Origin of the sequence: Acinetobacter sp. AC1-2, from assembly GCF_016124155.1 — a bacterium.
Taxonomy (GTDB): Bacteria; Pseudomonadota; Gammaproteobacteria; order Pseudomonadales; family Moraxellaceae; genus Acinetobacter; species Acinetobacter calcoaceticus.
On sequence record NZ_JABFFO010000001.1, the window covers coordinates 1,289,560 to 1,313,863 of the forward strand.

Annotated in this window: 23 protein-coding genes; 7 read left to right on the forward strand and 16 right to left on the reverse strand. The window is 38.0% G+C overall.

Annotation, left to right across the window (positions count from 1 at the left end):
• The first annotated feature begins 26 nt into the window (after positions 1-26).
• The 5 genes from iscU to fdx all read left to right on the forward strand — a co-directional run bounded on the left by iscU (position 27) and on the right by fdx (position 3,621).
• A complete protein-coding gene (gene iscU / locus HL290_RS05940; RefSeq protein WP_003651560.1) occupies positions 27-413 on the forward strand; it encodes a Fe-S cluster assembly scaffold IscU in 387 nt (128 codons plus the stop codon).
• Between the two features lie 30 nt (positions 414-443).
• Positions 444-764 carry an iron-sulfur cluster assembly protein IscA gene (iscA, locus tag HL290_RS05945; protein WP_003651558.1) on the forward strand — a complete coding sequence of 107 codons (321 nt, stop codon included), beginning with the start codon at positions 444-446 and terminating at the stop codon, positions 762-764.
• 84 nt (positions 765-848) lie between these two features.
• Positions 849-1,367, forward strand: a complete 519-nt coding sequence (gene hscB, locus HL290_RS05950) for a Fe-S protein assembly co-chaperone HscB (protein WP_003651556.1) — start codon at positions 849-851, stop codon at positions 1,365-1,367.
• Positions 1,368-1,405: 38 nt separating this feature from the next.
• Positions 1,406-3,265 (forward strand): Fe-S protein assembly chaperone HscA, encoded by a 1,860-nt coding sequence (hscA, locus tag HL290_RS05955; RefSeq protein WP_198495905.1) that lies wholly within the window; start codon positions 1,406-1,408, stop codon positions 3,263-3,265.
• Between the two features lie 17 nt (positions 3,266-3,282).
• The gene (fdx, locus tag HL290_RS05960; protein ID WP_003651552.1) at positions 3,283-3,621 is read left to right on the forward strand and encodes an ISC system 2Fe-2S type ferredoxin; all 339 of its coding nucleotides are present in this window, start codon (positions 3,283-3,285) and stop codon (positions 3,619-3,621) included.
• Positions 3,622-3,666: 45 nt separating this feature from the next.
• On the opposite strand, the gene HL290_RS05965 is transcribed toward fdx, so the two are convergent.
• From HL290_RS05965 to HL290_RS06000, 8 genes are all read right to left on the reverse strand, one after another.
• Positions 3,667-5,133, reverse strand: coding sequence for an adenylate/guanylate cyclase domain-containing protein (locus HL290_RS05965; protein ID WP_004642669.1), 1,467 nt, complete (start codon positions 5,131-5,133; stop codon positions 3,667-3,669).
• Between the two features lie 56 nt (positions 5,134-5,189).
• Positions 5,190-5,624, reverse strand: coding sequence for an HIT domain-containing protein (locus HL290_RS05970; protein ID WP_003651547.1), 435 nt, complete (start codon positions 5,622-5,624; stop codon positions 5,190-5,192).
• 201 nt (positions 5,625-5,825) lie between these two features.
• Positions 5,826-9,287: a transcription-repair coupling factor gene (gene mfd / locus HL290_RS05975; RefSeq protein ID WP_198495906.1), complete on the reverse strand. Its 3,462-nt coding sequence runs from the start codon at positions 9,285-9,287 to the stop codon at positions 5,826-5,828.
• Positions 9,288-9,421: 134 nt separating this feature from the next.
• The gene (locus HL290_RS05980) at positions 9,422-9,778 is read right to left on the reverse strand and encodes a hypothetical protein (protein WP_045432652.1); all 357 of its coding nucleotides are present in this window, start codon (positions 9,776-9,778) and stop codon (positions 9,422-9,424) included.
• An 82-nt stretch (positions 9,779-9,860) separates the two neighbouring features.
• Entirely contained in the window at positions 9,861-10,793 is a 933-nt protein-coding gene (locus HL290_RS05985) for a Dyp-type peroxidase (RefSeq protein ID WP_198495907.1), read from the reverse strand.
• A 133-nt stretch (positions 10,794-10,926) separates the two neighbouring features.
• Positions 10,927-11,709, reverse strand: a complete 783-nt coding sequence (locus HL290_RS05990) for a glutathione S-transferase N-terminal domain-containing protein (RefSeq protein WP_080758433.1) — start codon at positions 11,707-11,709, stop codon at positions 10,927-10,929.
• A gap of 21 nt (positions 11,710-11,730) precedes the next feature.
• Positions 11,731-12,237 carry a ribonuclease E activity regulator RraA gene (rraA, locus tag HL290_RS05995; protein WP_045432975.1) on the reverse strand — a complete coding sequence of 169 codons (507 nt, stop codon included), beginning with the start codon at positions 12,235-12,237 and terminating at the stop codon, positions 11,731-11,733.
• Between the two features lie 12 nt (positions 12,238-12,249).
• The gene (locus HL290_RS06000; RefSeq protein ID WP_198495908.1) at positions 12,250-12,915 is read right to left on the reverse strand and encodes an NAD(P)H-binding protein; all 666 of its coding nucleotides are present in this window, start codon (positions 12,913-12,915) and stop codon (positions 12,250-12,252) included.
• Between the two features lie 212 nt (positions 12,916-13,127).
• Between HL290_RS06000 and rpsT the strand changes: the two genes are divergently transcribed.
• Positions 13,128-13,394 (forward strand): 30S ribosomal protein S20, encoded by a 267-nt coding sequence (gene rpsT, locus HL290_RS06005; RefSeq protein WP_003651535.1) that lies wholly within the window; start codon positions 13,128-13,130, stop codon positions 13,392-13,394.
• Positions 13,395-13,451: 57 nt separating this feature from the next.
• On the opposite strand, the gene HL290_RS06010 is transcribed toward rpsT, so the two are convergent.
• Both HL290_RS06010 and HL290_RS06015 read right to left on the reverse strand, forming a co-directional pair.
• Complete coding sequence (locus tag HL290_RS06010) at positions 13,452-14,186, reverse strand: histidine phosphatase family protein (RefSeq protein ID WP_004642661.1); 735 nt, start codon at positions 14,184-14,186, stop codon at positions 13,452-13,454.
• A 57-nt stretch (positions 14,187-14,243) separates the two neighbouring features.
• Positions 14,244-15,101, reverse strand: coding sequence for a 3'(2'),5'-bisphosphate nucleotidase CysQ (locus tag HL290_RS06015; protein WP_198495909.1), 858 nt, complete (start codon positions 15,099-15,101; stop codon positions 14,244-14,246).
• Positions 15,102-15,398: 297 nt separating this feature from the next.
• On the opposite strand from HL290_RS06015, the gene HL290_RS06020 reads away from it, so the two are divergent.
• The gene (locus HL290_RS06020; protein WP_127491629.1) at positions 15,399-15,767 is read left to right on the forward strand and encodes a hypothetical protein; all 369 of its coding nucleotides are present in this window, start codon (positions 15,399-15,401) and stop codon (positions 15,765-15,767) included.
• 58 nt (positions 15,768-15,825) lie between these two features.
• Here HL290_RS06020 and HL290_RS06025 read toward each other — a convergent pair whose 3' ends face one another.
• From HL290_RS06025 to HL290_RS06050, 6 genes are all read right to left on the reverse strand, one after another.
• Positions 15,826-16,485, reverse strand: coding sequence for an SOS response-associated peptidase family protein (locus HL290_RS06025; RefSeq protein WP_005041036.1), 660 nt, complete (start codon positions 16,483-16,485; stop codon positions 15,826-15,828).
• Positions 16,486-16,591: 106 nt separating this feature from the next.
• Entirely contained in the window at positions 16,592-18,325 is a 1,734-nt protein-coding gene (locus HL290_RS06030) for an ABC transporter ATP-binding protein (protein ID WP_198495910.1), read from the reverse strand.
• 13 nt (positions 18,326-18,338) lie between these two features.
• On the reverse strand, positions 18,339-19,481 hold the full coding sequence (locus HL290_RS06035) for an ABC transporter permease (protein WP_198495911.1): 1,143 nt from the start codon (positions 19,479-19,481) through the stop codon (positions 18,339-18,341).
• A 7-nt stretch (positions 19,482-19,488) separates the two neighbouring features.
• Entirely contained in the window at positions 19,489-20,427 is a 939-nt protein-coding gene (locus tag HL290_RS06040) for an ABC transporter permease (RefSeq protein ID WP_198078611.1), read from the reverse strand.
• Between the two features lie 12 nt (positions 20,428-20,439).
• Positions 20,440-22,452 carry a M3 family metallopeptidase gene (locus HL290_RS06045; RefSeq protein ID WP_198495912.1) on the reverse strand — a complete coding sequence of 671 codons (2,013 nt, stop codon included), beginning with the start codon at positions 22,450-22,452 and terminating at the stop codon, positions 20,440-20,442.
• A gap of 20 nt (positions 22,453-22,472) precedes the next feature.
• Positions 22,473-24,296, reverse strand: coding sequence for an ABC transporter substrate-binding protein (locus HL290_RS06050; RefSeq protein ID WP_198496396.1), 1,824 nt, complete (start codon positions 24,294-24,296; stop codon positions 22,473-22,475).
• Positions 24,297-24,304 lie beyond the last annotated feature (8 nt).

Sequence of the window (24,304 nt, forward strand, 5' to 3'; positions counted from 1 at the left end):
CTGACCCCGAGGTTTGGAGAAGCGACATGGCTTATAGCGAAAAGGTAATTGATCATTACGAAAACCCTCGTAATGTTGGTGTTTTAGATAAAAACTCTGAAAATGTTGGTACAGGTATGGTCGGTGCACCTGCGTGTGGTGACGTAATGCGTTTACAAATCCAAGTAAACGATAACGGTGTAATCGAAGAAGCACGTTTTAAAACTTATGGTTGTGGTTCTGCAATCGCATCAAGTTCTCTTGTAACCGAATGGTTAAAAGGTAAGACTCTTGATGAAGCTCAAACCATCAAGAATATTGATATTGCGACTGAGCTTGCACTTCCACCAGTAAAAGTTCACTGTTCTGTACTAGCTGAAGATGCGATTAAAGCTGCGATTGAAGATTACCGCACTAAAAAATCTAAAGCGTAATTTGTTACCATTGTAAACGTTGGAGTTTTCATGATTCATTTAACTGAAAATGCTGCGACTCATATTAGCAATTACCTTAAAAATCGAGGTAAGGGTGAAGGCATTCGCGTGGGTGTGAAAACTTCTGGTTGTTCTGGATTGGCCTATGTTCTTGAGTTTGTAGACTCTATTGATGAACATGACCAAGTTTTCGAACAATTTGGCGTTAAGGTATTTGTAGATCCAAAAAGCTCAGTATATTTAGAGGGCTTAGAAATGGACTACGTTAAAAATGGCCTTAATGAAGGGTTCGAATTTAACAATCCTAACAAAAAAGGTGAATGTGGCTGTGGTGAATCTTTCACTGTCTAAGCTTTTTCCTTTCATCTCTCATTAAAACAGTGTCTTTCTATAGCACTGTTTTAATGTATTTAATTAATGTGGACCTCATTTCCAATGAATCATTTTGAGTTGTTCAATTTACCCGTAGCACTCGATATCGATTTGGCGAGCTTAAAATCTAGTTTCTTGAATTTGCAGCAGCAGTATCATCCAGATAAAGCTGAAGATAAAGATCAGGCGTTGATCAAATCAAGTGAAATCAATCAAGCTTTTAAAACTTTGTCGCAAGTAGATAGCCGCGCTGCTTATCTATTGTCACTCAAAAAGCAAGATCACCACCTCGATCAATCCATTAGCGATTTTGAGTTCTTACAATCAGCTTTAGAAATTCGTGAACAACTTGATGAAGCAACTTCACAAGAGCATCTGACAACACTTAAACAAGAAGTGTTTCAATGGATGGATGGCCTAGTTCGCGAATTTAAAATTGATTACGCAGATGAGGACTGGGGTGAAGCTCGAGATACTGTACGTAAATTACGTTTCTTTCAGCGCGTTCTTAACGACATTGAAAAAGCAGAAGATCAAATGTTGGATGACGAAGACAACTTTGATTTAGACGACGATTTTTAATTTTGCTTTTTCCAAATTATATTCAAGGGATTTAACTCATGGCACTTTTGCAAATTGCTGAACCGGGTCAATCCAGTGCCCCACATCAACACCGCATTGCGATTGGTATCGACCTAGGAACAACACATTCTTTAGTTGCGACAGTGTTATCAGGCAAACCTAAAGTACTCAATGACGAAAAAGAAAGAAGACTCCTTCCTTCTATTGTACACTATGGAAATGATGCAACTCACTATGGTGAAGAAGCAAAGCCTTTCCTTATTGCCGATCCTAAAAATACAATTGTTTCTGTAAAACGTTTTATGGGTCGTTCAAAAGCAGATATTAAATTTCAACACCCATATGAGTTAGTGGGTTCTGAAAATGAAATGCCAGCTTTTGAAACACGTGCGGGACGAAAAACACCAGTTGAAATTTCTGCTGAAATTTTAAAGCAATTAAAAGACCGTGCTGAAGCTAGCTTACAAAATCCAATAAATGGCGCAGTGATTACTGTTCCAGCCTATTTTGATGAAGCTCAGCGACAAGCAACACGTGATGCTGCCCAGCTTGCTGGCTTAAATGTATTACGTTTATTAAACGAGCCAACTGCTGCTGCTGTCGCTTATGGTTTAGACCAAGAAACTAATTTAGCTACAGATCATAACTATGTAATTTATGATTTAGGTGGTGGTACTTTCGACGTATCAATCTTGCGTTTCTCACAAGGTGTCTTTGAAGTATTAGCTACAGGTGGCCACACTGCTTTAGGCGGTGATGACTTAGATCGTCTCATTGTTAAATGGGCTAAAAAGCAGCTCAATATCGATACTCTTAACGATGAAACTTATGCAGTATTTATTGTTGCTGCTCGTCAAGCAAAAGAACAACTATCTACACAAGAATCAGTTCAGTTAAAACTACTTGAAAACGTACTAACACTTGATCGTCCAACTTTTGAAAGCATTATTCAAGTTGCATTAGATAAAACAATCAGTGTTTGTAAACGTGTTTTACGTGATGCGAAACTTGAATTATCAGATATTCAAAATGTTGTTTTAGTGGGTGGCTCTACCCGCTCTTATGCTGTTCAGCAAGCGGTTCGTAATGTATTTAATCAAGAACCTCTTTGTACGATAAACCCAGATGAAGTAGTTGCAATTGGTGCTTCTATCACGGCTAACCAGCTTATTGGTAATAGCCAAGATGGCTCATTACTTTTAGATGTCACTCCTCTTTCACTTGGCTTAGAAACCATGGGTGGATTAGTAGAGCGTCTTATTTCACGTAATACCGCTATTCCAGTCGCTCGTCGTCAAGAATTCACAACTTATCAAGATGGCCAAACTGCCATGCTTATTCATGTGGTTCAAGGTGAACGAGATTTGGTAGAACATTGTCGTTCATTAGGAAGATTTGTCCTTCATGGCATTCCTCCAATGACTGCTGGTCAAGCACGCATTGAAGTTACCTTTCAGGTAGATGCTGATGGTTTACTTACAGTTTCTGCTCGTGAAACAACTTCAGGTGTACAGGCTCAAATTGATATTAAGCCATCTTATGGCCTATCGGAATCTGATACTGAACGCTTATTAATTGAAGGTTTCCAGCACGCAGAAGAAGATAAAAATCTGCGTCATTTAAAAGAAACCAAAGTTGAAGCCCAACGTGAACTTGAAGCTTTAGAACAAGCTCTCAAAGTTGATGCTGATTTACTCAATGATGAGCAGCTTAAAGCACTTAAAACTACTGAAAATTTGCTAAAAGTACAACTTGAAGGCAATGATATTCAAGCGATTGAAAAAGCTGTAGAACAACTTAAAGTACATAGTGATGCTTTTGCCGCACTACGTATGAATCGACATATTGACCACGCCTTAAAAGGTACAAAACTTGAAGATTGGTCAAATTCAAACTAAAGGTATAGGTGATCAATATGCCCCGCATTAAAGTACTTCCTCATGCTCAGATCTGCCCCGAAGGCGCAGAATTTGAAGTCGAACAAAATGCAAATCTTTGTCAAAGTTTGCTTGATCGAGGAATTAAAATTGAACACGCTTGTGACATGTCGTGTGCTTGTACAACTTGCCATGTAGTCGTTCGCAAGGGTTTTGACAGTCTAGAAGAAATGGATGACGTTGAAGCAGATCTTTTAGATCGGGCTTGGGGTCTTGAACCAGATTCTCGTCTCTCTTGCCAAGTGAAGATTGTTGATGAAGATTTAGAAATTGAGATTCCTAAATACACAATCAATCACGCTTCCGAAAATCATTAAAATAAAAAAGCTGCTTTAAAAGCAGCTTTTTTTTACTTCACGTTTTTAAACTTGATCTTGTTGATCAATTTCAACTGGCTTAACTTCATCTTCAAGTCTTAACCGTGCAATGCCTTGAGTATTAATTAAAGTTTGTTGAACTTTAAGTCGTTGAACCATTTTCTCAAGTACTTCTACCAATTCTGGATATTCATAATTTTGTACTTCTTCTAAATTAAGTACTAAATGAAAGCCTTTATACTCATAGTCGAACCATTGTTGATGATCTGACTTATTCCCCGTGTACTTCTCCATCACCTGCCATGTCTTTACTGCACCTTGAATACCTTTTAAGTAAATTGGCGTTTTGGGAGCACAAAGAAAATCACTTTTGATTATTTGATAAGTATCATCTGAAATTAAGATTTCATCTATTTCAGCAGCATATTGTAAACGAGCTGCCAAATTCACATCACGACCTACAATGGTATAAGCCATACGATGCGTTGCCCCATAATTTCCTACGTGGCAGTAACCGGTACTAATTCCCATACGAATGTGTAAGGCTGAATAGCCCATTTTTTTCCATCGTTCACGTAACAATTTCATTTGCTGACGCATAGCGATTGCCATTTCTACACAGGCTTTAGCATCTTGTTCTACACCCTGAGAATTCGGATCACCAAAAAATATGAGGATGGCATCCCCCATAAATTTATCGACAGTAGCTTCATACTGTTTCGCAATTTCCGTCATATGGCTTAAATAATCATTAAGCAAAAATGCCAAATCATCAGGAATTAATGTTTCTGATAACTCTGTAAAGCCCTGAATATCAGAAAAAAATACAGTCATTTTTTTTCGTTTATATTCAATTTTTGCTTCCGCTTCACCGCGCATAATAGACTGCCACAACTGTAGCGGTGCATAACGACTTAACTGATTAGCAAAAGCAATATAGCGCGTCATTTGATCATAGTAATGTTGGCGCTGCTGACTGATTTTTTTAACCCAACGATGTTGGTAATAATTTCCAATGGTGATAAACATGACCAAACCTAAGAGTGTAATTACAGTTAACTCTTGGCTAGTAGGTTCAAAATATGTATAAAAACCAAATAGGAAAAAAGTACTTAAATAAAAAATAATAGCGCCTAGCAAGCTAGTCAAACAAATGACTGCGAAAGAAATACGACTATTAATTGCAGAATAAAATAATGCAAAAAGTGCAATAAATGTAGGCACCAAATTAAGATGCAGACCCGCTAAGGTAACCGCTACAACAATTGCATCAATTGCAAAAAAAACACTTTTTTGTGTTTTCTTATCAAATTGGTATTGAAGCCAGTGCTCTAACTTTGAGCTAATAAAAAGCAAAAATAGGAAGAAAGGTGGAACGTAGATCTGATAATTTGTATTAGGTGAGGTAAAAGCATAGATCACTAAAATTAAGGACAGAATTGAATATCCCATCAAGCGATGAAAATATGCAAACTGCTTAGGCTCTCTATCGATAAACCTCTCTAATTGCACCCTATCCTCCATACCTCAATGTAGCCACATTCATATAAATGTGGCATTGCATTGATTTAATCCATGCGCCAATCAAAAGGCATATCACCTTGACCACGTAAAGCAAGCATAAGGGTTTGACGCATATGAGCCAGTACATCATTTGTATATGGAACAGCAGGTGTGCCCCAAACTGGCTTAGGCCATGCAACATCATTTTGATAACGCACGACATGATGGAAATGCAACTGAGGCACAATGTTACCTAGAGCTGCAACATTCATTTTATCAGCACGGAATACTCGAGATAGCTGGCTAGACAACCAACTTGATTCGCGTAAAAACTGCTCTTGATCGGCTTGGCTCAATTCATATAATTCTGTGATTCCCGGCACACGAGGGATTAAAATCAGCCACGGGAATTGCATATCATTCATTAAACGACATGTTGAAAGCGGGAAATCGCCTACAAAAAAAGTATCTTGAGCAAGTTGTGGATGCAAACTAAACATATCTTTTATAAATGACAATAAACAATAATGGCTAATACTATCACATCAGTTTTGATGTGAGTATTGCTAGTGTCTGGTTTGATTACAAATAACAATGATTTTATGCACTTATTCACCACTCGATCCGATAAATCATGCATAAAACCATGCTATCAACTTACATAAAATTCACATGCAGTAAAAAATGCTTCAAAACATCATTTATACATGTATTTCAGTTAATAATTTCGCTAACAAATCGTTAATGAACTGGATACGTTTTTCATGTTCTTCAAGCTGAACCATAACCTTCAAACGCTGCCCACCATCCATTCGGTAATAGGTCGGATTTTTTTGCATTAACTGAATAATACTGATGGCTTGAACTGGAGTATCCGGCGAAAACTCAATATTGCCGCCTTGTGTATTGATATCAATTTTAGTAATACCCAACTGCTCTGCTTTCAATCTAATTTGATGAACACTAAATAAGTGTTTTACAGATTGTGGTGGAACACCAAAACGGTCAATTAACTCCATACGGATATTGTCGAGTTTTTCTTGAGTATCTGTATTACTAATACGCTTATAAAACAACAAACGCTGATGAACATCACCTAAATACTCATCTGGAATAAGTGCTGGAATATGTAAATTAATTTCTGCAGTTAATGACAAAGGTGCATCGAAATTCGGTGTTTTGCCTTGCTGAATTGCCTTAGTGGCTTTCTCAAGCATTTCCATATACAGACTATATCCAATTGCCTGCATTGAACCACTTTGTTGCTCACCTAAAAGCTCACCCGCACCGCGAATTTCTAAATCTTCTGTAGCTAGCATAAAGCCAGCACCCAGAGTTGAAGCACGCTGGATTGCATCTAAACGCTTCTCTGCATCACCTTTTAAATGTTTTATAGAAGGAACCAGTAAATAAGCATAAGCTTGGTGGTGTGAGCGCCCCACGCGGCCACGTAATTGATGTAATTGAGCTAAACCAAGTTTGTCAGCCCTTTCTATCAAAATTGTATTGGCATTTGGAACATCAATTCCGGTTTCAATAATGGTTGAGCATACCAATACATTAAATTCTTTGTGATAGAACTGCTGCATGACTTGTTCGAGCTCTCTTTCTCTCATTTGGCCATGAGCTACTGCCACACGAGCTTCAGGCACAAGAACACGGATGTTTTCAGCAGCTCGTTCAATCGTATCGACTTCATTATGTAAGAAGTATACTTGGCCACCACGTAGTAATTCACGCAAGATCGCTTCTTTAATAGAAGCTTCCGTATGTTCTTGTACAAATGTTTTAACCGCTAAACGACGGGCTGGTGGTGTAGCAATGATAGATAGATCACGCATTCCCGAAAAAGCCATATTTAAAGTTCGTGGAATTGGTGTTGCGGTAAGCGTCAACATATCGACATCAGCTCTCAATGCTTTGATGCGCTCTTTATCACGCACACCAAATCGATGTTCTTCATCGACTACCATTAGGCCCAAGTCTTTAAATTGCACATTTTCTTGTAAAAGTTTATGTGTTCCAACCACAATATCCACTTTACCAGCAATTAAATCTTCAATATTTTTTGTATGGGCTTTATTTGAGCCAAAGCGTGACAACACTTCTATACGCACAGGCCAATCAGCAAAACGATCTTTAAAAGACTCATAATGTTGTTGTGCAAGTAAAGTTGTAGGTACCAAAACAGCAACTTGCTTACCGTTTTGCACAGCAACAAACGCGGCTCGCATTGCTACTTCAGTTTTACCGAAACCAACATCGCCACAAACAAGTCGATCCATAGGTCTAGCTTGTTGCATATCGTGAAGCGTGGCTTCAATAGCATTCGCCTGATCGAGTGTTTCTTCGTAAGCAAATCCACTGGTAAATTGCATATAAAGTGATTGATCGAGTTCAAAACCAAAACCAGGTTTTGACTGACGACGTGCTTGGATATGTAACAATTCAGCTGCAACATCATGAATTTGTTCTAAAGCTTTGCGTTTAGCTTTACTCCATGCATCACTTCCAATTTTATGAAGTGGCGCTAAATCTGGGTCTCCACCACTATAACGACTAATAAGATGCAAATTAGTTACAGGGACATAAACTTTTGCGCCTTCAGCATAATTTAGTTGCAAGAATTCATAATCTTGCCCTTCAATTGCTAAAGTAACTAATCCTGCATAACGCCCCACACCATGATCAATATGGACAACAGGAGCATCAATACTTAATTCAGTCAAACTGCGAATTAAGAACTCTTCTGAAACTTCTTGCTGACGTTTACGACGACGCTGAACTACCCGATGTTCATATAACTGATTTTCTGAAATAACCGACAATTGGTCTGTTAAAAGTAAACCACGGTCTAGCGGTGCATTTGTAATAGCAATCGCAAACTGACTTGTCTGAAATTGTTCAAAACTGTCTACGCCAGGGATATCTCCTAAACTGGCACGTAAACCATCTCTTAAGCTTTCACGTCGGCCTGCACTTTCTGCAACCAACAAGACCGGATGATTTGCTTCATCAATATATTTTTTGACTACCGAGAATGGTTTTTCTTTTTTTGGATCAACTGGTAACTTGGGTGGCTGCTCTACCTTAAGATTTAACGCGCCAGCTTTTTCTTCAACTATTTCTGCGCTCACCAACATACGCGGAAATTGATTTAAAGCACTGAGCAGATGATTTGGAGCAATAAATAATTCTTCAGGAGGAAGAATTGGTTGATCTACGTTATGACGTCTGTCTTCATAACGACGAAAAACTTCTTTCCAAAAATTAGTTAAATCAGTATCTATATCATTGGTTGTAATTACAATGCAATTCTTTGGGAAGTACGTTGTAAGTGTACTTTGCGATTGCATTTGTGCTTTATCAAAAAACAATGGCAAATAAAATTCAATTCCTGGTGAAGCAATTCCCTCTAGGACATCTTGATAAATCGGGTTTTTCTTAGGATTAGCCGTAGGGAAAAGTTCAGAATACCGATCTCTAAAAATTGAACGGGCTTCTTTTAGTGGAAATTCTTTTGCTGGTAAAACTGTAAAACTTTTTAAAGGCTTCGTTGTTCTTTGCGTTTCTGGATCAAAGAATTTTAATGTATCAATTTCATCATCAAACAGATCAATACGAATAGGCGCTTCTTGCCCTGACGCAAAAATATCCATAATACTGCCACGTACAGCAAACTCACCATGATCATAAACAGTGTCTACCAAATGATAACCGGCTTGTACTAAACGTAACTTTTGCTGTTCTAAATCGAATTTCTGTCCAACATGAATATCAAAGTGTTCGCCCAAAACCCATGAATACGGTGCAACTCTTTGAGCTAGAGTACTTGCTGAAATGAGCAATACACCCTTCTGAGGCATATTAGATAAAATTGCAAGACGTTCTGAAACAATATCTTGATGAGGTGACAAACGATCATAAGGCAAGATTTCCCAATCAGGGAAAATTGTCGGTTTTATGCCATAAAACTCAAGTTCACTTTCTAATTGAGCAACATGTTGGTTATTCCTGGCGACCACAACAAGTAAAGAAGAATGCTGAACAGCAATTTCTTTAAATAATAATGCAGCAGATGAACCTAATAACGACCCCACCCAACGCTTTTCACCGGCTTTGAGCTGTTGTAAATTCAATTGAGAGATTTCTTGTTGAAACATGTATTTGGCTTTTATCAGCTAAGAAGATATGAGCCTAATAGTAGCATGATGTTTTTAGTGAAATGAGTTATTTTTTTGAAAATCAAACTACTAGTTAGCTCTACTTTTTATATTTTTTAATCAATCAACTATGATTATTTATCACGCAAAAACAAAACGTAATATTGATTTAATATTTGTATAATCGCTTTAAGCTGAAGTAGCTTTTCTTGTGTATTTCCTAATCTTTCTACATAACGTTGGGTTGCGATTTCCAGATCAATCTTTTCATTAATTTGTGGAGTAATTAGGAATAATTTCTGAAGATTATCAAAATTTTGCAATTTACGGTTTGAGAAATACTCAAGATGTTCTGACCATTTCTCATTAATCAGCACATCCTTGATTATAGGACCGCGTTCAGAATCAAATTTTAATAGATTCTCTCGCAAGTAAATTTGTTCTGGTGTTTCTTTTGAGCCTTGAAAAAGCTGCGTTATCTTCTTAAACATTTCATCACATCATATTAATTTTCAATTCAAGCAATGGAAGTAATCTAGTTACTTCCATCATTTAAGCCTTTTAGTTTAACGACTAGTCATCACCTAAATCATCAAGAAAATCGACCGTTGGTACAAAAAATAAGGTACCAGTCTGAGCAGTACTAAAGTCAAGCAACCGATCAAGATTGCCCTGCTCATTTCCCAAGAACATATTTTCAAGCATTTGACGTGTAGTACTGAATTTACGTGAATAACCAATAAAGAAAGTACCATATTCATTTTTTGAAGGATTTGAGAAAGGCATATTAGCTCGCATAATTTTAAGCTCATTACCTTCTGCATCATGCGCTTTGCTTACAACATTATGAGCAGTTAAAGGCTTTTCATCATCACCGAGTTCAACATCATTGAACTTTTTGCGCCCAATCACTTTTTCTTGCTCTTCATCGGTTAATGAACGCCATTTTTCCATGTCGTGTGTATATTTCTGGATAAAAGCATAACTTCCCCCGATAAAGTCAGGATCTTCATTGCCCACTAATGCCCATTGCGCTGCAATAACTGGTTCTGGATTCTCTGTCCCATCTACGAAGCCAATAATTGCCCGTCCATCAAAATAACGGAAACCATGCACTTCATCAATTGGATAAGTCACTTTACCAAGTTGTTGATTGATTATATTGCCCAGCTCATAACATAAAGCCTGACGATCAGCACGAATATGAAAAAATAGATCACCAGCTGTTGAAACAGCCGTGTATTTCGGCCCTTTAATTTCTTTAAATGTTTCTAATTCTTGAGGCTTCGTTTGCTCTGGAAATAAGATATCCCATGCATTTGAACTAAACCCTAGCGTGGCATTAAACTTACTATCTGGATAACGATTAGTTAGACTTCTAGTTAATGCTGAAAAATTACTAGCAAAATCTTTTACTTTTTCTATTACAGAATCACCTTGAGTGAGTCCCAATACGATAAATAGTGCATTTTCACCAGGACTGCTCGTTACAGGTTGAATTCTCATACATTCCATAAAATATGCCTTATTTGGGTATTTAACCTCTTTAATTTAGCATATTCATGTTCTTATGAAATCTGATCTTTCTAAGAGTTTAAGTAAATTGACTTAAACTCTTTCTAAAGCCTATCTTAATTAATCAACGACCATATTGCTTCTTTAAATATTTTACGATTTGAGCAGACTCAAACATCTTCACTCCCGTATTTGGGTCTACCAAATAAGGTACCTGCATTTTACCTTGCATAACAGGCAATATTTTTTCTCGTTTTCCACCTTTTAGAGGCACATATTTACCCGGTTTTAAGCGAAAAATAGCTGGGCCTTGATCTTGCCATCTTTCTTTTGCAACATTATGCAGAATATAAGGAAGCTCCAACTCACAGAGTAGACTTCTTACAACTCGTGAATAAGGACTTGCCTCAAAACTCCATAACTCAAGTTTTTGTTCAGGCACAGCTCTATTAATGATTTTTTTATTTATCCAAACTCCCCGAGCACCATTTAATATGGTCCCAGCAAATGCAGCATAAGGGACGTTAGGGTAACTCGAAAATTTCTGAGGCGTCTTCCCAGTCTTACCGTAGTGTTTAAATAAATGATGAATAATTTCTTGTGACTCATATAAGTAGTCACCTGTATTTTCATCTACTAAAAAAGGAAACCGTAATTTGCCACCTTTTTCTTTTACGACCGAACGATGTTTTGTCCCACCTTTAGGACATGGATAAATTTCTACATCCAGATTTAAAAGTGTAAGGACTTCACGGACACGACGGCAAAATGGTGAACCTTCAAATTCATATAACTTCAAGGCTTTTACAGGTTGCTGAGGAAATGCGGTACCTGTTACACCCCGACCACCTTCAGCAATTGCAGAGACAACTGCCTGTAATACTTTAATTTGATGATTCACCATCATGCGATCCTTTATGAACTGTGATTACACTAATTTTTCTTTTGAAATCACAATTCCATTATTATCAGCATAGATATAATCGCCTGATTGAATTGTGACACCACCAAAATACAAAGTGGTATCTACTTCGCCAATGCCTTTACGATTACTTTTTTGGGGAATTGCTGCCAATGCATGTATACCTAAATCAAGGGTAGCAATAGCATCGACATCGCGTACACAGCCATAGATTACGACACCATTCCAGTTATTTTTAACTGCCGATTCTGCAATCAGGTCACCCATAAGCGCACAACGCATAGATGCACCACCATCTACAACGAGTACTTTATCTGTACCATCTGTTGCCAATAACTCTTTTACACGCGAGTTATCTTCAAAACACTTTACTGTTACAACCTGCCCCCCAAAAGTTTTACGCGCCCCATAACTTTGAAAGAACTTTCCATCCATTGAGGGAATTACAACTTGTAAGTCTTTTTCAGGGTTATCATCTAATAAATCACATGTTACAAACGGTACTGTCGACACTTCTATTCTCCCTTATCGAGTTTTCTGTATGCTCAGATTATCATATCGTTTGAATGCTTCAATTTGCGTTAGCGCCGCTACGACCATGGTATGAGCCAATTGCTCCGCAGTCACAGGTTTATATTTGAATGGTTTTTGCCATTTATTCTCAATAAATTTAAATAGACTTTGCCCTAAATCCTCTATAAGCCGTACATCACTACGCTTACCAATCAGTAAAGAGGGTCTAAAAATAGATAATTTTTCAATTCCCAAACTCTCGATATAATCTTCTAACTGTCCTTTCACTTTATTGTAGAAAATTGGTGAGTTTGCATTTGCACCAAGGGCACTCACTAATAAAAGATGAATATGTTTATCTTGCACCAAATCTGCCAAATGGGCATTGATTTCATAATCTACCGCGTAGAAGCCTTGCTTTGAGCCCGCATTTTTTAATGTTGTTCCCAAACAGCTAAATGCATGGGTATAACCATTCACATCTTCATCATTCAACATTAAGAAATCTTCTATGATGAGCTGATTAACTTTTTCATATGTATTAAATACTTGAGATTCTTTTCTAACCACCAGCGTAATAGCTTCAAATTCCGAAGCCTGCTGGAGCTTTTCAACAAGTGCTAATCCGACCAACCCTGTTGCGCCGAGCACAATCGCTTTTTTCTTACTTGCTGTCATTTTTTATCCATCCCTCTTTAACTTTGTTTTAAATTTAACCTTTTCTTACCGTTTTAACAGCCCCTAAAACAGCTTAAAACGTTCTCAAGGCTTGACTTCACGGTGTCTATTCATCACAATATGGCACTTGTTTACGGGCTGGTGATGGTTGCACCAGTTTACTGGATTGACCACAGCCCGCCCAGACCAACTTATTTTCAAGGAGTGCAAGAGTGGCAAACTCTGCTCAAGCTAAAAAACGTGCGCGTCAAAACGTTACTGCACGTAAACACAACGCAAGCTTGCGTTCTATGGTTCGTACATACATCAAACGTACTTTAAGTGCAATTGCTGGTGGTGATCATGCTGTTGCTACAGAAGCTTACCAAAAAGCTGTTCCTGTAATCGACCGTATGGCTGATAAAGGCATCATCCACAAAAATAAAGCTGCTCGTCATAAGAGCCGTTTAAATGCTCAAGTTAAAGCGTTAGCTAACTAATTAAAGCATGTAAAAAAAGCCCAATAGGGCTTTTTTTATTATCTATCATTTTTGAGCTTATAGCGTTTTTCCAAATTTGGCTACATTTAGCTCATAGGCCTTACCTCTCCAAATCCATTTTAATTTGCAATTTGGAAATTCTTCGCCTTCAAACCATACAAATAGGCCTTCCATCATTTCAGGCCAATCTTCTTTCTTAATTTCATTTTCACCAGAAATTACAGCAACAATTGCAGCAATAATAGTGTCATGGCTGACAGCTAAACTAAGCCCGCCTTGTGTTTTAGGATGCGTATGATAAATAAGCTCTAGTACATCTAAAACACCAGTAATTGGGTGTTTCATACCAGGTAATGCATTATTTACAAAACTATTAATAAAACCCAAAGCACCTTGCTTTTTAAAATAAGGGGCAGCTTGTTGTATGTCTAGTACAAAACTCCCTGGCTCAACCAGTAATCCTTGCTCAATAATTTCAATCGTATGTGTATTAAATTCAGGGCTTACGGCATCCGCCCCTTCGATCATGAGTGCAGCCGTATCGACACAACGTTGTATTGGACTTGAAATACAATGCTGAATAACACGATCTGTATTTTTAATTAAATAATTACCCCATGCCTGCGCAAGCTCACGCCCTTGAGGAGTGAGTTGGAGATCATATCCAGCTAAGCCCTGTCCATCCACAAGTTCTCTTAGAGAATGACGCGTAAATAAGGTTACAGGAGTTGAAGCATCGGGCAATAAATCAATTGCTTCAAACATACTTTTAGGCAATAAATCAAGTGCCATTTTTATCTTGTCATCTTTTTTCAATACTTTGCCACTATAACATGTCTGGCATAACTCTCAATCAATAACACCTGCTTGGGCCAATGCTTCAAATGCTATTTTTTTGCTTTCCTGATCACGAAATGCGATAAAGCCCTTATTTAAAACCGTGTGTCTCTGATTATATTCAAAAGGTTTTCCATCAAGGGTAAGTAAGCCACCCCCTATACTCTCTAACAAACCTTGACCAGAACTTGTGTCCCATTCAGAAGTTGGATGAAATCGCGGGTAAATATCTATTTCACCTTCTAGCATCATGCAGAATTTGTAGGCACTTCCTGCTTCTCGTCGAATAATGCTATGTTTTTCTTCAATAGGTTGAATAAATTTTTGATATTTCGGGTTTTTACTGCCATGACTAAGTCCTATTTGAATAGGCTCATCTGGCGAAAACGAAGTTATTTGATATTGATACCACTGTTTTTGAGTGAAACTATATTTAAAAGGTAATTCTTGCAGATATCCCAAGTACACGACTTGTTCACATGGTACAGCAATAACTGAAAAGATCGTTTCTTTACCCTTAATCAAACTTAGGTTGATCGTAAACTCATCACGCTCATGTATGAATTCTTTAGTTCCATCAAGAGGATCTAACATCCAGCATGTGGACCACTCATGCCGAGCACTATAATCACTTTCTTCAGACAAAACCGGCAAGTCTGGCGTAATCTCTGCCAAGTGCTTTAATAAGAAAAGGTTCACTTTTAAATCTGCTTGAGTTACAGGTGAATCATCTTGTTTTTCGTGAATAGTGAACTCATAACCCGCAGAATAATTTTGATATTCTTGTAATAAAATCTGGCTCGCTTGTTCCAAAACTGGAAGAAGCTGATTAATCAAAGTATCTTGTGGGCGCGTAGTTGTTATAAACATAAATATGCTCTATATAGTTTCATTTCTATTATAGGTGAATTATGAACAATTCAGTATTCGCCAACAGTTTGATTTACTAAAATAGTCATTTATCTTAATCATTAGGTAAGCGCTGCTTTCTGTGCGTGCTATATAGCTAATATGAATAATTATAGTGTTTAAAAAAGCCTTTATTTCGTACAAAAAACAATCTATAAGTTATGAAAAATAAACAACTTAAATCAGATTTATCCATTTCCTTTTCATATATTTCTTGTTATGTTCAATCACACAATAACAAGATGGAAGAAAGCGCACATGATGCTATATGGATATCATTTCTCGACAATAGAACACAACTGGGAAGAACTCACGCCCTTAAATGAGTTCCTACAAACATTTGCAGACGATGATGGTGATGTTTCAACAAGAGATAAAGAGTCTCTCAAAGAAATCATTGCGAAATCAGATACGGCTTTAGCTTTAGCAAGAGAAATGGGTTGGGACGGTAGTTACACAGGATGTCCTTATCTATTCTGGTTACCAAGTAAAAATAGCCAGTCTTTTGAGTATGGCTTTGTATTTAAACAAACATCAGACAATACCACTTTTGTGATTTCACCAATTGAGTTGAGCTATCTAGCTCAAGATTCAGAAGTGCAAACATTAAGTAAAACTATTGAATAAGCAATATAGGTTATTGATTCAGATTTGATATCAATAACCTCATCTTATTTTAGATAGATTAGTCAAACATGCTTAACTGTGGTGTAGGTTTTATAATTTTTTCTTTTGGTACATGTGAGCATTCAAACTCTTCAACTGGAAAACCTTCGATAAAGCTTGAAATATCTGGTGATTCCAAACTCAACCACTCTTCTAATCGGTCATGTGGGATCACAATAACTGATCTTTTGACATCTCCAGGCTCATGAAAATCTTTCATCATAGGATGATCTATAGCATCCATGGTCAACATACTTGCAGAACGAATAATCGTTTCATTTATTTTGCAAATTTCATAGATTGCTGCAATATAAAAAGCCTGTCCATCTTTACGGCGTACACCCCACCGCTCAGGTTTATCATTTATATATTTACTTTCATAGAATTCCATCACCGGAATCACACCAAACTTACATTTAAGTGCAGCTTCTTGAAAACTCGGTTTTTGGAAAATCGTTTCATGACGGGCATTGTAAGTATGTTTTGCTATGTTTGTATCTTCAGCCCATTTAGGAACTAGGCCAAACATGACTTCACGCCATTCAAGACCTTGTGGTGATTTAAATAATAGCGGCATTGTTCCCGCAGGATAAACCTCTTCGGCATAGCTAAAGCCAACCACAGGCAACTGGAGTTGCTGCAATTGAGCAAGAGTTAAAGGTTTAAAGTTGGCACACATAGCAAGACTAAACTACTGTATTTTTACTCTCTTATTTTATAAGTATTTACGCGATAAACCAAATAAAAAGGCACTTAAAAGTGCCTTTAACGACATAACTTTACGCTTATGAAACGTGGTGAATCCCTTGAGGAATGGCTTGTAATAGTCGTTTGGTATAATCATGTTGAGGATGTGCATAAAGCTCATCCGAATTGGCAATTTCAACAACTTCACCATGATTCATGACCATGACCTGATCAGATATATATTTCACAACCGATAAGTCATGGGAAATAAAGATATAACTGAGTCCAAACTCATCTTGTAAGTCTTGTAATAAGTTAAGTACCTGTGCTTGAACCGAAACGTCTAGTGCTGAAACAGATTCATCACAGATCAAAATTTCAGGTTTTAGGGTTAAACATCGTGCAATCGCAATACGTTGACGTTGCCCACCCGAAAACTCATGTGGATAGCGATAATAAGCTTGCTCAGGTAAATTCACTCGCTCAAGTAATCCAAGCGCAATTTGTTTACGCTCAGCATCATCTTTACCAATGTTATGAATTTGCATGGGTTCCAAAAGAATCTGACCAACTGTAAAGCGTGGATTAAGAGAAGCATATGGGTTTTGAAAGATAATCTGGATTTTCCGTTGATATTTAGCAAACTCTTTCTCAGTTAATGAAAGAATATCTTTTCCTTCAATAAAAGCTTGCCCACCTGAAGCTTGATGTAACCGCATGAGTAGTAGCCCAACGGTTGTTTTACCTGAACCGGATTCACCGACTAAACCTAAAGTTTTTCCTTTAGCAAGTTTAAAAGAAACTCCTTTTACGGCCTGAAACTCTTCTTTGCCAAATAACCCTTTACGACTATAAAAGCTTTTTTTCAGATCTTTTACTTCTAAAATAATTTGCTCATCGCCATTTAAGCCACGTTTGCGCTGCGGAATTTCCGAAGCATCAAAACTTTTCTCAACCAATATATCGTCTTCTTGGCACATAAAATCACTGGTCACAGGCAATCGGTAAGGACGCTGTGATATTTGTGGACGACAGTAAAGTAATGCTCGGGTATATACATCTTTAGGCTGTTCCAGAACCTGCTCAGCAGCGCCTTGCTCTCTAATTTCACCATGACGCATCACAATGACTTTATCTGCAATTTCACCGACCAGTGCCAAATCGTGGGTAATAAAAAGCATCGACATTTGACGGCGCTTACGCAACGATTCGAGTAAATCAATAATCTGCTTTTGAATGGTGACATCAAGTGCAGTGGTTGGTTCATCGGCAATGAGCAATTTAGGCTCACAAGCAATCGCCATTGCAATCATGACACGTTGCTGTTGACCACCTGAAAGTTGATTTGGATAGGCATCAATTTTAATTTCAGGTGAAGGAATACCTACTTCTTTAAGTAATTCTAAAACGCGTTGTCGTGCTTGTTTACGGTTCAATCCCATATGCAAACACAACACTTCCGCAATTTGATTACCAACTGTAAAAACTGGGTTTAAAGATGACATCGGCTCCTGAAAAATCATGGCAATGTCTTTACCACAGATTTTCCGCATCTCTTTACGAGATAAACTGAGTAGGTCTTTGCCTTCAAATATAATTTTACTTTGATCATCAATTTTGCTTTGCCCTACAGGCAGTAATCCCATAGTTGCCAAAGAAGTTACCGATTTACCACTACCCGATTCACCGACTAAAGCAACCGTAGTATTTGCTGGAATATCAAAAGAAATTCCTTTTACGGTTTCAATATATTGCTTATCTTCACCTTTAAAACTTACTCGTAAATTTTTAACATGAAGCAACGGCGCATTTTTATATTCTTGTTCTATCATTTGGACCTTCCTCTTATTTTAGCTTTGGGTCTAACGCATCACGAAGAGCATCAGTAAACATTGAGAATGCCGTAACCAAAACAGCCATTGCGACAGAGGCTGCGACTAACTGCCACCATTTACCTAAAAGAAGTTCACTTTGCGCTTCATTTAACATGCTCCCCCAAGACACCACACCTACTGGTACACCAAAACCCAAGAAACTCAAAATGACTTCAGATTTAATAAAAGAAACCACTAAAATCGACATTTGGACTAAAGCGATATGGCTGACGTTTGGAAAAATATGAATGAACATACGGCGGAAATGTCCAACGCCAATTGCTTTAGCAGCAAGAACGTACTCACGTGCAGTATGTTTCATATATTCGGCACGAATTAAGCGATAAACGCCTGTCCAACCCGTTAAACCCAATATAAGAACAATAGATAAAATGCCTTTTTGTTGAAGCACGGCAGCAATAGCAAGCACTAATAATAAATATGGAATTGAGGTGAAAATGTTGTAAAACCAGTTGAGAATATCATCCACCCAACCGCCAAAATAACCTGAAATTGCACCTAAAAGTGTACCAATACCTACCGCAAGTAAAGCCGATATCACCCCAACAATAATTGAAGTTTCAGCCCCCTTAATTGTTTTCTTTAAAACGTCTTGTCCCCACTTATCAGCGCCAAACACAAGTGTGCTTTTAAGCTCGGCTTGCTGGTCTAATAAATGTCCGCCAAGTTGCTGATCGATCGCTTTCATATCATCGGCTAATGGGTCAACTACACCATAGTAATCAATCGCGTCCCCAGAACTCTTGCTTTGCTTAATCTGCTCATTCAGTTTTTTGATAACATCTTTTAATGGATCGACTGGATTTTCTGGTAATTCCTCGTCAACCGCCGCTGCCTTTTGCCCTGCATCTGTTGTCTTATCTGCCCCTATAAATGTAGGCGGTGCATAACTTACGGCTACCTCTTTATTCCAGTCAGATGCAATCACGCCCGTCATTGATAGAATCAAGATAATAAAATAAAGCAATACAATCGCTAGTGATGACATCGCGATTTTGTCAGCCCGAAGACGTCGCATGGCAAGTTTCCACAGGCCAGATGAATGAGCTTCGGCTTTTGTTTGTTCTTTTCTTTTTGATAAAACGCTCAGCATAGCCCACCTACTTCAACTGTACACGTGGATCAACCACTTTGTAGACCAAATCGGCAATCAGGTTAAAAATCATGGTTGCAGCTGCGATGTATACTGTAATTGCCTTAATAACAGGAAAATCACTTCGTTCAACTGCAATAATGACTTCTCGACCAATACCGGGAATACCAAAAAAACGTTCAATTAAAAATGCGCCTATGAGTAACGCCGGTAAAGTTGACATCACGTCGGTAATAATAGGAATTGAAGCGTTACGCAGTACATGTACACCTAAAATTCGGCTTTCACCTACACCTTTAGCACGTGCTGTTCGAACATAGTCCTGATTAATTTCATCAAGCACAAAACTACGATACAAACGTAAGGTTGGTGCAATACTCACAACTAACATGATTAAAATTGGAAGTAAGGCAAATTTAAATAAATTCTCGGTAAAGGTGTCACTCCAGCCTTGTACAGGGAACCAACTTAGCTGATAAGCTAAAACATATTGAAAAACAATAATATAAACTAAAATACTAATTGACATAGCAATGGTACATAGCATCATGACCATACGGTCGGTTAGAGAACCTCGTACCGCTGCAATAGCCAATGCCAAAATAATTGAAATAACGGTTTGTAAAATAGTCAGCGGAATTAAAAGAGTTAACGACGGCCCTAATCGGGTTAAAATAATTTGGGAAACAGGTTCGCCAGTACTCCAACTCGCACCATAGTCAAAAGTCAGAATCTGCTTAATGAAAATCCAGAGTTGAACGTAATACGGCTGATCGACACCTAGCTGTTTACGAATGTTTTCGATTTGCTCAGGATTAGACATCTTGCCTGCTAAAATATAGGCAGGATCTCCACCGACCCAGTTAAAAAGAATAAAAATAAGTAAGACGACTCCCAACATGGTTGGAATCATCTGCCATAAACGCCGAATAACATATGCCAGCATAGTAATAATTCCTTATTTAACCCGTTGTCCGGTAATTTCATTAAAGAACGCTTTGTTATCAGGTTCACGGCCAAGGAAATCTTTCACTAGATCAGCAGCGGGCTTTTGGCTACCTTGCGATAAAATCGTTTGACGGTAACGTTGCCCTACTTGCGGATTATTGAGGTTATCGCCATAAGCAGAAAGCATGTCTAAAGCCAAAACTTCAGACCACATATAGCCGTAATAACCTGCTTGGTAACCGCCCATCAAATGCCCAAACTGACCTGGAAATTCAGTTGTTGGTACATAACCTAAGGCTGTAGCGGCTTCCATTTTTTGCCAAGTTTCCAAAGGTTTTACTTTTAAAGCATCAGCGCTATGAAGGGCCATATCGTACTGGGCATAGAGTGTCTGACGTGCATAACGCAAACCACGTCCATAGTTATGTACCGCTTTTAAACGGGCAATTAACTCATCATCAACACGTGGACATGCTGGATCACAATAATCGGCAACTTTAGATAAGGTTTCTTTACGGCGCGCCCACTCTTCATACATTTGCGAAGGTGCTTCTACAAAATCACGTTCTACGGATGTTCCTGACTGACTTGCATAACGTGTATTTGACAAAATGCCATGCAAGGCATGACCAAACTCATGAACAAAAGTTTCTAGCTCATCACTATTTAAACCTTTGCGGTTAAAATTGGTGACCAATGCTGAAATAGGTAAACGGTTGGTTAAAATGCTACCACCGTATACGCCCCAAACCGCGGCATGGCCATATTTCCCCTCACGAGGGAATTTATCCATATATAGGCCGCCCAAAAGTTTTCCTGTCTTTTTATCAACTACATCGTAATATTCAACTTCATCCTGCCATGCTTTTACTTTGACAGGTTTAAAGTCAATACCGTAAAGGTCAGATGAAATAGCAAACAACCACTTTTGAGCAGCTAAAGTTGGGAAATAATCACGAAGTTTTTCCTGATCAATCTGATATTTACTCTTACGAAGTTTTTCGCTCCAGTAAGCTTCACTCCAACGTGTTATCTCGGTTTTATCTAATGGCGTTTTTAAGGTTTGCGCTTTAAATGCTCGGAGTTCTTCGACTTCTTTACGTTCAAGAGGTGCTACTGTTTTTTGTACTTCTGCTAAAAACTGGTTTACAGCATCAGGGGTTTTAGCCATACGATCTTTTAAAACCCAATCCGCATAACTTGCTTTTCCAAACAATTGTGCCAACTCATAACGCAAATCTACTGCCTGCTTGAGTAGTTTTAAATTTTGCTCAGTACCACGTCTTGTAAAAGCAATCTGATATCTTTTTCGAGCATCATCATTGTCTGCCAACTCCATAAATGGCCGATATTCTGGATATTCAAAACCAACTAAATAATTTCCTTTCGCATTCTTTTTCAAACCTGAAATATAACTTTCTGGTAAACCCTTCATCTCTTCAGGAGTAAACTCAAGTTTTTCAGGGTTATCACGAACGTTACGGGCATATTCTTGTTCTAATTTAGTCAATTCATCCAGAATAGCTTTCATTCTTGCGCGTTTTGTAGGTTCAAGTTGAACACCTGTATCTTCAAATTGGCTCAAAATATCTTGACGATATTTTTTATCAATAGGGTCCGTTGCTTGTGTATTTTTAATTAAGTTATATAGCTTGGGATTTTGAAACATATCAGTGTGAAATTGATTAATTTTGATTTCACAATCTTCGGCTGCCTTACGCAACTTTGCATCTGGGTCTACGTTACTATATAAACTTATCGGACCTGAAAAATCTTCAAAATGAGCAAAAATTTTATCCCATTTTGCCAAAATAGGTGCCGCTGCCACGTTAGCATTAACAGGTGTTTTCTCAAAGTCTGTAATCTGTTGCTGAATTTTTTTTAAATTAGAATCACACCATGTTGGAAGCTGCTTTGCTTTAAGTAGTGGCAATGTACTACGAGTTGTTTCAGCTGAAGCATATTGGTTTATACCTATAGCCAGCATACATAACGTTGTCATTTTTAGTGTTTTATTCTTCATCATATCTCCAGATTTTTCATTTAATGATTAGATTTAGTATTTGTATCAATATCAAAGTACATCCACTCAGCATGTAAAATTGGATGCTTTTTATAGCCAATGACATGCGGCTGGGCCAACATATTTCGGTAGCGGGCATAGGACATCTGCACAGGCATATAGACTTCTAACAAACGCGTCATTTTTCGATAAAGTGCATCCCGTTCAGGACCTGATTGCATTTGTTGGGTTTGGCGATACAACTGATCAAACTCTGGAATTGAGCCACAAGACCAGTTTGTCATATGCGTATTGGGACCATAAAAATTCTGCATAAAATTATCCCCATCCGGATAATCGGCTATCCATGCAGAGGAACCAAACATTCCATCACACTGTTTTTGTGCTCGAATTAGATCTGCAAAAAGCATTGGTTTAAACACCATTCGAATATTCAAACTGTCAAAGTTCTTTTTCCAAAGCTCAGCGCTTTGTTGACCAATACTGTCATTACGTGCCATATATTCAATGACAAGGGGCTTCCCATTTGGTTGAGTGCGCCAACCTGATGCATCTTTTTTATAGTGATATTTATCTAATAGTAAATTTGCTGCTTTCACCGAATATGGCGTACTGGTTCTATACTGAGGGTCATATCCCACTACACCGGGTGGAACTGGAAAATGTAGACGCTCGGCATCATCATTTCTTACTAATTTAATTTCTTGATCTAGTGAGCGAGACATTGCAATTGCACGGCGTAACGCAATCTTTTCTTTACTCATTCCGCCTACGACTGGATTTTTAAGGTTCCAATAAATATAGCTAATTTCAGGATCAACAATACGAGATAAATGCACACCTTCTTTAGCCAGCTCAGGTCTTAATTTACCGTCTTTAATTGCTTTTGCGATCAGTTGACCTTCAAGCTGAAATATATCAATTTCACCACGCTGAAATGCCAGCCATCGTGATTGGTTTTCTTCCATAACCTGAATATCAATTGTGCCTATTTGAGGCATTTTTTTACCTTTAAGGCGTTTTACAATTGCCCCATCCTCAGGGCTACTGGCTGCAAAGTTCCAAGTAAAACCGCGATAATCAGGATTCGCTTTTAAAACAATGCGCGAAGCTGGCACCCACTTGCTCAGTACATAAGGGCCTGTACCTACAGGATGTCCCATGACAAAACCAGCTTTATCTTTATACTTTTCGATGACTTCACGCGCCACAGCACCTGTCGGGTCATGTGCCAGTAATAAAGGAAAGTTATAATCTGGTTTAACTAATCGGATCACCAAAGTGTACTTATCAGGTGTTTGTAAACCACTTACCTTTTGGTCATAGTTAAATTTTCCGGTTTTATTGGCTGCTTTTATTAATGCATCCATACCTTCAATTTTGTTCTCTAATAACCAGCTATTGGGAGAACGTAAATTCGGATCCAATAAGCGCTTAAAAGAGTACGCATAATCATTGGCTGTTAACTCTCTAGACTTCCCTTTAAACACAGGGTCCGGCGTAAAATAAATGCCTTTTTTAATGTGAATGGTATAAGTCAGACCATCTGCACTGACTTGTGGCATAGTCGTAGCAATATGAGGAATTAATTTTGCAGGTCTTGCTAAATAGTCATACGTATATAAAGTTTCAAATATTGAAGTAGTTACATGCGCCGAATATAAATCATGGATATAAGCTGGGTCGAAACCTGTTTCAGCTGTCGGGAATACATAACGTAGAACTTTATTTGGATCGGCTGGGCTTTTTGCAAAAATACTTGTAGATCCAGTTAATGCCATACTGGCAAATAGCAAACCCACACTACAATGCTTGAGCTGTTTTATTAAATTTTCAGTCATAATTATCTTTA

What these genes read in the sequence shown, in the direction of transcription:
- iscU (WP_003651560.1), top strand. Translation starts at nt 27, where the DNA reads ATGGCTTATAGCGAAAAGGTAATTGATCATTACGAAAACCCTCGTAAT.
- mfd (WP_198495906.1), bottom strand. Translation starts at nt 9,287, where the DNA reads ATGTTTCAACAAGAAATCTCTCAATTGAATTTACAACAGCTCAAAGCC.
- HL290_RS06020 (WP_127491629.1), top strand. Translation starts at nt 15,399, where the DNA reads ATGATGCTATATGGATATCATTTCTCGACAATAGAACACAACTGGGAA.
- HL290_RS06035 (WP_198495911.1), bottom strand. Translation starts at nt 19,481, where the DNA reads ATGCTGAGCGTTTTATCAAAAAGAAAAGAACAAACAAAAGCCGAAGCT.
- HL290_RS06040 (WP_198078611.1), bottom strand. Translation starts at nt 20,427, where the DNA reads ATGCTGGCATATGTTATTCGGCGTTTATGGCAGATGATTCCAACCATG.
- fdx (WP_003651552.1), top strand. Translation starts at nt 3,283, where the DNA reads ATGCCCCGCATTAAAGTACTTCCTCATGCTCAGATCTGCCCCGAAGGC.
- hscA (WP_198495905.1), top strand. Translation starts at nt 1,406, where the DNA reads ATGGCACTTTTGCAAATTGCTGAACCGGGTCAATCCAGTGCCCCACAT.
- HL290_RS05990 (WP_080758433.1), bottom strand. Translation starts at nt 11,709, where the DNA reads ATGATGGTGAATCATCAAATTAAAGTATTACAGGCAGTTGTCTCTGCA.
- HL290_RS05985 (WP_198495907.1), bottom strand. Translation starts at nt 10,793, where the DNA reads ATGAGAATTCAACCTGTAACGAGCAGTCCTGGTGAAAATGCACTATTT.
- HL290_RS06015 (WP_198495909.1), bottom strand. Translation starts at nt 15,101, where the DNA reads ATGTTTATAACAACTACGCGCCCACAAGATACTTTGATTAATCAGCTT.
- HL290_RS05980 (WP_045432652.1), bottom strand. Translation starts at nt 9,778, where the DNA reads ATGTTTAAGAAGATAACGCAGCTTTTTCAAGGCTCAAAAGAAACACCA.
- hscB (WP_003651556.1), top strand. Translation starts at nt 849, where the DNA reads ATGAATCATTTTGAGTTGTTCAATTTACCCGTAGCACTCGATATCGAT.
- HL290_RS06045 (WP_198495912.1), bottom strand. Translation starts at nt 22,452, where the DNA reads ATGAAGAATAAAACACTAAAAATGACAACGTTATGTATGCTGGCTATA.
- HL290_RS06025 (WP_005041036.1), bottom strand. Translation starts at nt 16,485, where the DNA reads ATGTGTGCCAACTTTAAACCTTTAACTCTTGCTCAATTGCAGCAACTC.
- HL290_RS05970 (WP_003651547.1), bottom strand. Translation starts at nt 5,624, where the DNA reads ATGTTTAGTTTGCATCCACAACTTGCTCAAGATACTTTTTTTGTAGGC.
- iscA (WP_003651558.1), top strand. Translation starts at nt 444, where the DNA reads ATGATTCATTTAACTGAAAATGCTGCGACTCATATTAGCAATTACCTT.
- HL290_RS06000 (WP_198495908.1), bottom strand. Translation starts at nt 12,915, where the DNA reads ATGACAGCAAGTAAGAAAAAAGCGATTGTGCTCGGCGCAACAGGGTTG.
- HL290_RS06030 (WP_198495910.1), bottom strand. Translation starts at nt 18,325, where the DNA reads ATGATAGAACAAGAATATAAAAATGCGCCGTTGCTTCATGTTAAAAAT.
- HL290_RS06010 (WP_004642661.1), bottom strand. Translation starts at nt 14,186, where the DNA reads ATGGCACTTGATTTATTGCCTAAAAGTATGTTTGAAGCAATTGATTTA.